The sequence below is a fragment of the Sphaerisporangium rufum genome (assembly GCF_016863395.1).
GTDB classification, from domain to species: Bacteria; Actinomycetota; Actinomycetes; order Streptosporangiales; family Streptosporangiaceae; genus Sphaerisporangium; species Sphaerisporangium rufum.
Genome location: NZ_BOOU01000133.1, coordinates 1 through 2,389, shown reverse-complemented (window position 1 = coordinate 2,389; position 2,389 = coordinate 1). Strand labels below are relative to the sequence as shown.

The 2,389-nt window shown below is 72.6% G+C and carries 4 protein-coding genes; 2 read left to right on the top strand and 2 right to left on the bottom strand.

Annotated features, from left to right (window positions below; all coding sequences use genetic code 11):
- On the top strand, positions 1-403 hold a 403-nt coding region (locus tag Sru01_RS34970; protein ID WP_203995188.1), incomplete at its 5' end, for a cellulose binding domain-containing protein.
- Positions 404-525: 122 nt separating this feature from the next.
- Here the strand turns inward: Sru01_RS34970 and Sru01_RS34965 are convergent.
- Positions 526-1,866 (bottom strand): extracellular catalytic domain type 1 short-chain-length polyhydroxyalkanoate depolymerase, encoded by a 1,341-nt coding sequence (locus tag Sru01_RS34965; protein ID WP_203995179.1) that lies wholly within the window; start codon positions 1,864-1,866, stop codon positions 526-528.
- A 38-nt stretch (positions 1,867-1,904) separates the two neighbouring features.
- Positions 1,905-2,210, bottom strand: a complete 306-nt coding sequence (locus Sru01_RS34960) for a cellulose binding domain-containing protein (RefSeq protein ID WP_203995176.1) — start codon at positions 2,208-2,210, stop codon at positions 1,905-1,907.
- Here Sru01_RS34960 and Sru01_RS34955 point away from each other — a divergent pair.
- On the top strand, positions 2,194-2,389 hold a 196-nt coding region (locus tag Sru01_RS34955), incomplete at its 3' end, for a hypothetical protein (protein WP_203995162.1). The genes Sru01_RS34960 and Sru01_RS34955 overlap by 17 nt on opposite strands.

Below are 2,389 nucleotides of genomic sequence, written 5' to 3'. Positions count from 1 at the left end.
GCTCAACGCGCTGAACGCCGCCGGCCCCGGCCCCGGCCCGGACCCGACGCCGACGCCCACCCCGACCGACCCGAACCCGACGCCCACCCCGACGCCGACCCCGGTTCCGGGCGGGTGCACCGCCACGATGCGGACGGTGAACAGCTGGGGTGGCGGCTTCCAGTCCGAGGTCACCGTCGCGGCCGGCAGCTCGGCGGTCAACGGCTGGACCGTGCGCTTCACCTGGCCCGGCGGGCAGTCGATCAGCAGCCTGTGGAACGGCACCCAGAGCACGTCCGGCTCCAGCGTGACGGTGCGCAACGCCGCCTACAACGGCTCGGTCCCGGCCGGCGGCTCCACCACCTTCGGCTTCACCGCCAACGGCAGCGCGGCCACCCCGACCGCGACCTGCAGCAGCCCCTGACCCATCGGCCGGCGCCGGATCCACGCAGAGGGGGAACCGGCGCCGCCAGTAGGACGGCCCGCCGCCGGAGATCGGGAGATCTCCGGCGGCGGGCCGCTTTCGTCGGGCCGGGATTTCGTGGGTCAGGAGCCGGAGCAGACCGCGGGAGCGGGGGTGATCGAGGCGTCGCCGTTGGCTACGAAGCCGAACGTCGTGCTGCCGCCGGCCGGGATCGCACCGTTATAGGACGCGTTCCGAACGGTGATCGACTGGCCAGAGGCGGTCATGATCCCGCCCCACAGGCTGCTGATGCTCTGCCCGGCCCCGAGGGTCAGCCGCACCGTCCAGCCGGCGGTCGGCGCGGTGCCGCCGTTGCGCACCGTCACCTCGGCCTGGAACCCGCCGGGCCAGCTGTTGATCACCCGATAGCCGACGGAGCAGTCGCCCTGCGGGGTCGGGGTCGGGGTCGGCGTGGGCGTCGGGGTGGGCGTCGGCGTGGGCGTCGGGGTCGGAGTCGGGGTGGGCGTAGGAGTCGGGGTCGGCGTGGGTGTCGGGGTGGGGGTGGGGGTCGGCGTGCTGCCGTCCAGGCCGAAGAAGCGGATGGCGTGGATGGCCATGCCGGCGTGCGGCAGGTCGTGGCCGGCTCCGCTCACCGTGACGGCCTCGACCTGGCCGGTGCCGTAGACCCGCCGGGTCCATCCGGACTGCAGCGTGCCGGTGGACGTGGGGGTCTGGCTGAATCCCCACACGTTCGTCCACTGGTCGACTTCTTCCTGCAGCATCGTGTAGTTCAGCACCGAGTCGTTGGTACCGTGCCAGGCCTGCACCCGCGGCCGCGCCCCGGTGTAGCCCGGGTAGGCGTTGCGGGCCAGGTCACCCCACTGCTGCGGGGTCTTGTCGCCACAGCCGGCCGGGCCGAGACACCCGTAGGGCACTCCGGAGAACGGGGCGCCGGCCTTGAAGACGTCGGGGTAGGTGGCCAGCAGGTTGAGGGTCTCCATCGCCCCGGAGGAGAAACCGGTGGCGAACACCCGCTGCGGGTCGGCGTTGTAGCGCTGCTGCACGTAGTTCACCATGGAGACGATCGACGCCGGGTCGCTGCCGCCGCCGTGGCGCAGTGCCTCGTTCGACCACACGTCGAAGCAGCTCGACAGGCCGTTGGCGCTCTTGTTCGCCTGCGGGTAGATGACGATGAAGCCGTACCGGTCGGCCAGCGAGGCGAACTCGGTGCCCTGGTAGAAGCCCTGCGCCCAGCCGTTGCAGCCGTGCATGGCGACCAGGACGCCCGGCCGGGCCGCCACGTTGTTCGGCACGTACAGGTACATCGGAATGTTGCCGGGGTTGGAGCCGAAGTTCGTCACCTGGGTCAGCGTCGCCGCCGCGGCGCGCGGCGCCGGGGCCACCACCACCGCCACCGCCGCGATCAGTGCCGCGACCAGCGCGGCGAGGCCGGCGCCCAGCCCGGCCGGGGTATGCCTTCGCATCCTTGCTGCCTTTCTGTCGGGTGTACTGCCGGAGCGCGTCAGGCGGTGGTGCACGTCGCGCCGTTCAGGGTGAAGTCGGTGGGCTTGGCGGTGTTACCGGTGTGGTTGGCCTGGAAGCCGATGTCGAGCGAGCCGCCCGCCGGGATGGCGCCGTTGTAGCTCACGTTGGTGGCGGTGACCTGGCCGGAGGCCGGGGAGTAGGTGGCGTTCCAGCCGGACACGATGGTCTGCCCGCCCGGCAGGGTGAACCTCAGCGACCAGCCGTTGATGGGCGCGGTGCCGGTGTTGGTGACGGTGATGTTCTCGGTCAGCCCGGTGTTCCAGGCGTTGAGGATCGCGGTCACCCGGCAGCCACCCGGCCCGCCCGGCGACGGCGACGGCGACGGCGAGGGGGACGGTGACGGCGACGGGGACGGGGACGGGGACGGGGAAGGCGAGGGGGACGGGGAAGGCGAGGGGGACGGAGAAGGCGAGGGGGACGGCGAAGGCGACGGGGAAGGCGAGGGTGACGGCGACGGGCTGC